This window comes from Saccharopolyspora sp. 6M (genome assembly GCF_020176775.1).
GTDB lineage: Bacteria > Actinomycetota > Actinomycetes > Mycobacteriales > Pseudonocardiaceae > Saccharopolyspora_C > Saccharopolyspora_C gregorii.
In genome coordinates this window covers 1-6408 of record NZ_JAIUJZ010000126.1, presented here as the reverse complement: position 1 = coordinate 6408, position 6408 = coordinate 1, and the positions used below count along the sequence as shown (strand labels likewise).

7 protein-coding genes are annotated in these 6408 nt (G+C 71.5%); all 7 read left to right on the top strand.

Annotated features, from left to right (window positions below; all coding sequences use genetic code 11):
• Positions 1 to 367: 367 nt before the first annotated feature.
• The 7 genes from LCD31_RS17415 to LCD31_RS17385 all read left to right on the top strand — a co-directional run bounded on the left by LCD31_RS17415 (position 368) and on the right by LCD31_RS17385 (position 6281).
• Positions 368 to 739, top strand: coding sequence for a histidine triad nucleotide-binding protein (locus LCD31_RS17415; RefSeq protein ID WP_224959452.1), 372 nt, complete (start codon positions 368 to 370; stop codon positions 737 to 739).
• 293 nt (positions 740 to 1032) lie between these two features.
• The gene (locus tag LCD31_RS17410; RefSeq protein WP_224959453.1) at positions 1033 to 2073 is read left to right on the top strand and encodes a PhoH family protein; all 1041 of its coding nucleotides are present in this window, start codon (positions 1033 to 1035) and stop codon (positions 2071 to 2073) included.
• Positions 2070 to 2627: an rRNA maturation RNase YbeY gene (ybeY, locus tag LCD31_RS17405; RefSeq protein ID WP_224959451.1), complete on the top strand. Its 558-nt coding sequence runs from the start codon at positions 2070 to 2072 to the stop codon at positions 2625 to 2627. The genes LCD31_RS17410 and ybeY overlap by 4 nt, the downstream gene beginning before the upstream one ends.
• A gap of 14 nt (positions 2628 to 2641) precedes the next feature.
• On the top strand, positions 2642 to 3967 hold the full coding sequence (locus tag LCD31_RS17400) for a hemolysin family protein (protein ID WP_224959450.1): 1326 nt from the start codon (positions 2642 to 2644) through the stop codon (positions 3965 to 3967).
• Positions 3960 to 4313 (top strand): cytidine deaminase, encoded by a 354-nt coding sequence (locus LCD31_RS17395; RefSeq protein WP_224959449.1) that lies wholly within the window; start codon positions 3960 to 3962, stop codon positions 4311 to 4313. Before LCD31_RS17400 ends, LCD31_RS17395 begins: the two co-directional genes overlap by 8 nt.
• Positions 4314 to 4392: 79 nt before the next feature.
• The gene (era, locus tag LCD31_RS17390) at positions 4393 to 5310 is read left to right on the top strand and encodes a GTPase Era (protein ID WP_224959448.1); all 918 of its coding nucleotides are present in this window, start codon (positions 4393 to 4395) and stop codon (positions 5308 to 5310) included.
• Between the two features lie 134 nt (positions 5311 to 5444).
• Positions 5445 to 6281: an RDD family protein gene (locus LCD31_RS17385; RefSeq protein WP_224959447.1), complete on the top strand. Its 837-nt coding sequence runs from the start codon at positions 5445 to 5447 to the stop codon at positions 6279 to 6281.
• Positions 6282 to 6408 lie beyond the last annotated feature (127 nt).

Here is a 6408-nt window from a genome sequence, read left to right as displayed (position 1 = left end):
CGCCCGGCACCAGTGCTGGTCAGAGTGGTTCGCCGGGTGTTCGCGGACTGCGCCGTCCCGGCGCGGTGCGTCACCGGATCGGAGCCAGGATCACGGGTTCGTGCGTTTTCCAGCGCGGACGGATGACGTGGGGTTACCGTGAAGCACACGCCTGGGGGTCACGGGTCGATCCCTTCAGGTGGCTCGCGGAGCGAGCCCAACCGGGCGCTCGCCGGACAACCCCCCCTCGGTCCGGCGAGGCCGCGCCGTAGCCGGGCAACCCCCAGCCCCACTACGGCGCGGCATCCGGTCGGGGGATCTCCCCGTGGCGGTCCCGGCGCAGGGGCGTTCGCCCGCGGGGCCGCTCGCGGCGGATAGCCTTCCCGGCATGACCGACAGCGACCTGGACTCCCTGTTCCTGCGCATCATCGCCGGCGAGATCCCCGCGGACGTCGTCCACGACTCCGAGCGCGTCCTCGCGATCCGCGACATCAACCCGCAGGCGCCCACCCACGTGCTCGTGGTGCCGAAGACCCGCTACCGCAACGCCGCCGAGCTCGCCACCGCCGAGCCGGACCTGCTGGCCGAGCTGGTGCGGGTGGCGGGGGAGATCGCCGAGCGCGAGGGCATCGCCGAATCCGGGTACCGGCTGCTGTTCAACACCAACGAGGACGCCGGGCAGACCATCTTCCACGTGCACCTGCACCTGCTGGGCGGCGAACCGCTCGGCGGCCTCACCGGCGGCCCGATCAAGGGCTAGGACGCCGCCGGGCGGCCGCCGGATCGGCGGCGCAACCGCCTCGCCGGTTGCTCTACCATCGATAGCAGGAACGACGACCGACTTCGCGCGCCGAGCGCAGAAAGCAGGCCCGAACACACGTGGCCGGAATCGCAGCGGGTGGATCCGCCCAGTCCGGACAGCAGCAGTCCAGGGACGACCAGCAGGACCGCGTACCGCAGGACGGGACCGAGCAGGACACGACCGCCCGGAACGGCACGACGCCGACCGGCACCGGCCCGGAACCCGAGCAGTCGAACCTCTCCGCCCAGCACCTGTCCGCGCAGCACGCGCGCGACCGGTCGGTGCAGTCGAAGGTGACGGTCCCGGACAGCGCGGTGCTCGCACTGGTCGGCACCCGCGACGCGAACCTGCGGGTCGTCGAGGAACTCCTCACCGCCGACGTGCACGTGCGCGGCAACGAGGTCACCCTCACCGGCGACCCGGCCGACGTGGCCTTCGGCGAACGGGTGTTCTCCGAGCTCATCACCGTGGTGGACAAGGGCGGCCAGCTCGGGCCGGACGCCGTGCGCCGCGTGGTGGGCATGCTCTCGGCCGACAGCGGTGAGTCGCCCGCCGCGGTGCTCAGCCTCGACATCCTGTCCCGGCGGGGCCGCACCATCCGCCCGAAGACGCTGAACCAGAAGCACTACGTGGACGCGATCGACCAGAACACCGTGGTGTTCGGCATCGGTCCCGCGGGCACCGGCAAGACCTACCTGGCGATGGCGAAGGCAGTGCAGGCGCTGCAGGCCAAGCAGGTCAACCGGATCATCCTGACCAGGCCCGCGGTCGAAGCGGGGGAGCGGCTCGGCTACCTGCCGGGCACGTTGTACGAGAAGATCGACCCGTACCTGCGGCCGCTGTACGACGCGCTGCACGACATGATCGACCCCGAGTCGGTGCCGCGGCTCACCCAGGCGGGCACCATCGAGGTCGCGCCGCTGGCGTACATGCGCGGGCGCACCCTCAACGACGCGTTCATCATCCTCGACGAAGCGCAGAACACCACGCCGGAGCAGATGAAGATGTTCCTGACCCGGCTCGGGTTCGGCTCCCGCATCGTGGTCACCGGCGACGTCACCCAGGTCGACCTGCCCGGTGGGCAGCGCAGCGGCCTGAAGGTCGTCCGGGAGATCCTCGACGGGGTCGACGACGTGCACTTCGCCGTGCTCGACAGCGGGGACGTGGTCCGTCACCGCCTGGTCACCGACATTGTCAACGCCTACGACCGCTGGCAGGCCGAGCAGGACGCGGACTCCGAGCAGTTCCCGCGCCGCTCCGGCCGCGGCGGTCAGTTCCGGGAACACGCATGAGCATCGAAATCGCCAACGAATCCGGGGTCGAGGTCGACGAGGGCACCATCGTGTCCGTCGCCCGCTACGCGCTGGACCGGATGAGCGTCAGCCAGCTCGCCGAGTTGTCCATCGTGCTGGTCGAGCTGAACGTCATGTCCGACCTGCACGAGCGCTGGATGGACCTGCCCGGCCCGACCGACGTGATGGCCTTCCCGATGGACGAGTACGACTCGTCCCGCCGCCCGGACGCGGCCGGTTCCGGGCCCGCGCTGCTCGGCGACATCGTGCTGTGCCCCGCGTTCGCGAAGGACCAGGCCCGCAAGGCCGGGCATCCGCTGATCGACGAACTGCACCTGCTCACGGTGCACGGGGTGCTGCACCTGCTCGGCTACGACCACGCGGAGCCGGAGGAGGAGCGCGAGATGTTCGGGCTGCAGAACCGGATCCTCGCCGACTACCGGACCGCTCGGGACGAGGCCGAGCGGGCCGCCGCGCAGCACGACGCGGACTCCCGCGTGCTGGGAACCGTGGGACTGGACCCGGGCACCGCGCCCGAGGTCCCCCGCGACTGAGGGGGAACGCGCACATGAGTTCGGCCGCACTGCTGGTGTGGGCTGTGCTGCTCGTCCTGGGGGCCGGGGTGTTCGCCGCCGCCGACGCGGCGGTCGGCAGCGCCTCCCGCGCCCGGGTGGAGGAGCTGCTGCGGGAGAACCGCAGCGGGGCCAGGCAGCTGGCGCTGGTGCTGGAGGACCGCCCGCGGCACGTCAACCTGCTGATCCTGCTGCGGCTGGCCTGCGAGCTGGGCGCCACCGTGCTGGTCGCGGTCGTGGTGCTGCGCGTGGTGGAGTCGGACGCGCTGGCGGCGCTGCTCGCGATCGTGATCATGTTGGTGGTCTCGTACGTGCTGGTCGGCGTCGGCCCGCGCACCATCGGCAGGCAGCACCCGTACGGGGTGGGCCTGGTGGTCGCGGCGCCGGTGCGGGTGCTGGCGCGGGTGCTGAACCCGCTGACCCGGCTGCTGATCCTGATCGGCAACGGCCTCACCCCCGGGCGCGGGTTCCGCGAGGGCCCGTTCTCCTCGGAGGTGGAGCTGCGCGAGCTGGTCGACCTGGCCGGGGAACGCGGCGTCGTCGCCGCCGGGGAACGCGAGATGATCCACTCGGTGTTCGAGTTCGGCGACACCATCGCCCGCGAGGTGATGGTGCCCCGCACCGAGATCGTCTGGATCGAACGCGCCAAGTCCGCCCGCCAAGCCCTCGCGCTGTGCCTGCGCTCCGGGTTCTCCCGGGTGCCGGTGATCGGCGACAGCGTGGACGACGTGGTGGGCGTGGTGACGTTGCGCGACCTCACCCAGGCCCTCGCCGACGGCGGCGACCTGAACCAGCCGGGGCCGGAGCTGGGCGAGCTGATGCGCCCGGCGAGCTTCGTGCCGGACACCAAGCGCCTCGACGAGCTGCTCAAGGAGATGCAGCTGTCCCGCAGCCACCTGGCCATCGCCGTCGACGAGTACGGCGGCACCGCGGGCCTGCTCACCATCGAGGACGTGATCGAGGAGATCGTCGGAGAGATCACCGACGAGTCCGACCTGGAGGAGCACCGCCCGATCGAGCACCTGGAGGACGGCACCGTCCGGGTCTCCTCCCGGCTGCCGGTGGAGGACCTCGGCGCGCTGTGCGGGGTGGAGCTGGACGGATCCGAGGTGGAGACCGTCGGCGGCCTGCTCGCCCAGCGCCTCGGCCGGGTCCCGCTGCCCGGTGTCGAAGCCGAGATCGAAGGACTCCGGTTGCGCGCCGAAGGCGGCAAGGACCACCGCGGCCGCATCCGCATCAACGCGCTGCTCGTGCGCCGCGCGAACGGCGAGCCCGCATCGCACCGCGGTGCCGACCAGGAAGGAAGCAGCACCCGTGGCTGAGCAAGCGCCCCCGCAGGAACTGGACGCCGAGGACGCCAAGATCGTGACGCTGGCCCGGTCGGCCCGCGCGCGCACCGGCGCCGCCGAAGGCGCCGCGGTCCGCGACACCGACGGCCGCACCTACGCCGCCTGCACCGTCGAGCTGCCCTCGCTGCGGCTGACCGCGCTGCAGGTGGCGGTGGCCACCGCGGCCGCCAGCGGTGCCGAAGGGCTGGAGGCGGCCGCCGTCGTCACCGATGCCGCCGAGGTCTCCGCCGACTCCGTCGCCGCCGTCCGCGACCTCACCACCGCCGCGCCGGTGCTGCGCGCCGACGCCGCGGGCGAGGTCCGGGGCGTGCTGCGCTGAACACCTGGTGAACGGCCCGCCCGCCGCCTCCGCCGGGGCGGGTGGGCCGCTCACCTCGTCGCCCGGCGACAATGGGCGGGTGAGCAGCACTCCAGATGCCCCCGCCGAACACCGCTCCGGGTTCGCGTGCTTCGTCGGCCGCCCCAACGCCGGCAAGTCCACGCTGACCAACGCGCTGGTCGGTTCGAAGGTGGCGATCACCTCCAGCAAGCCCCAGACCACCCGCCACGCGATCCGCGGGATCGTGCACCGGCCCGACGCCCAGCTGATCATCGTGGACACGCCGGGCCTGCACCGGCCGCGCACCCTGCTCGGCCAGCGGCTCAACGACCTCGTCTACGAGACCTGGTCCGAAGTGGACGTCGTCGGGTTCTGCGTGCCCGCGGACCAGAAGGTCGGGCCCGGCGACAAGTTCATCGCCGAGCAGCTCAAGAAGGTCGCCCGCCGCACCCCGGTGCTCGGCGTCATCACCAAGACCGACCTGGCCACCAAGCAGCAGGTCGCCGAGCAGCTGCTCGCCCTGCAGCAGGTGATGGACTTCGCCGATCTGGTCCCGGTGTCCGCTGTGGACTCCTACCAGATGGACACCCTCGGTGACCTGCTGGTGGGTCACCTGCCGGAAGGCCCGCAGCTGTACCCGGACGGCGAGCTCACCGACGAGCCGGAGGAGACGCTGATCGCGGAGATGATCCGCGAGGCCGCGCTGGAAGGCGTGCGCGACGAGCTCCCGCACTCGCTGGCCGTCCGCATCGAGGAGATGAACCAGCGCGAGGACCGCGACGACCTGGTGGACGTGCACGCGATCGTCTACGTGGAGCGGCAGAGCCAGAAGTCGATCGTGATCGGCCGCAAGGGCGAGCGGCTGCGCGAGGTCGGGTCCAACGCTCGCCAGCACATCCAGAAGCTGCTGGGCAGCAAGATCTACCTGGACCTGCACGTGAAGGTCGCCAAGGACTGGCAGCGCGACCCGAAGCAGCTGCGGAGGCTGGGATTCTGATCCCGCGGAGTTTGACTTCGCAACGGACTGCGCAAGATTTCCCGGATCGGCCGCGGTGGCGAGTTGCGCTCGGGTAATTTCCTGCCCGGCCTCCTCAGAGCGCTGCCATTCCACCCGATCGAAGGATTGTCTCCGTGACCAACCCGTATGGCGGGCCGCCGTCCGGCCCGCAGCCGCAGCAGCCCTACGGGCAACAGCCGTACCCGCAGTCGGGAGGCCAGCCCCAGCAGCCCTATCCGCAGTCCGGCCCGATGCCGCAACAGCCCGCGCCCTACGGCCAGCAGCCCTACGGTCAGCAGCCGTACGGCCAGCCGGGCTACGGGCAGCAGCCCCAGCAGCCGTACGGGCAGCCGGGCTACGGCTACGGGCACCCCGGGCCGTTCTCCGAGTGGGGGACCCGGGTGCTGGGGTACCTGATCGACGGGGCGCTCGTCGGCGTGCCCTACCTGATCGTCTACGGGATCACCTTCGCGAGCGTCATGGGCTCCGCTTCGTCGATCACCACCGAAGCCGAAGCGCTGTCCATGATCAGCACCGTGTACACGGTCCTCGGGATCTTCGGGCTGATCGCGATGGCGTTCAACATCTGGAACCTCTGCTACAAGCGCGGGACCACCGGGCAGACCATCGGGCAGAAGATCGTCAAGATCAAGACCGTCAGCGAGGAGACCGGGCAGCCCCTCGGCTTCGGCGGCGCGTTCCTGCGCCAGCTCTGCCACATCCTGGACGGGCTTCCCTGCTCGATCGGCTTCCTCGCCCCGCTGTGGGAGCAGAAGAACCAGACCTGGGCCGACAAGATCGTCAAGTCCGTCGTCGTCCCGGCCGACCCCGCGCCGACCAGCGGCTACCCGCAGCAGCCCGGCTACCCGGCGCAGTCCGGTTACCCGCAGCAGGGCGGTTACCCCCAGCAGGGCGGTTACCCGGGCCAGCAGCAGCCCGGTTACCCGCAGCAGCCGCCGCAGCAGTGGTGAGCATCGAGTGAGCGGGCTGCTGCGAGCGGCCACCTCCCCGCTTCGTCGCGGGGGGGCGGGGGCCGCCCCCCCCCCCGGGGCGGGGATTGAGAGGAAAAGCCGGGGGGCCCCGGCCCGCGGGCAACCG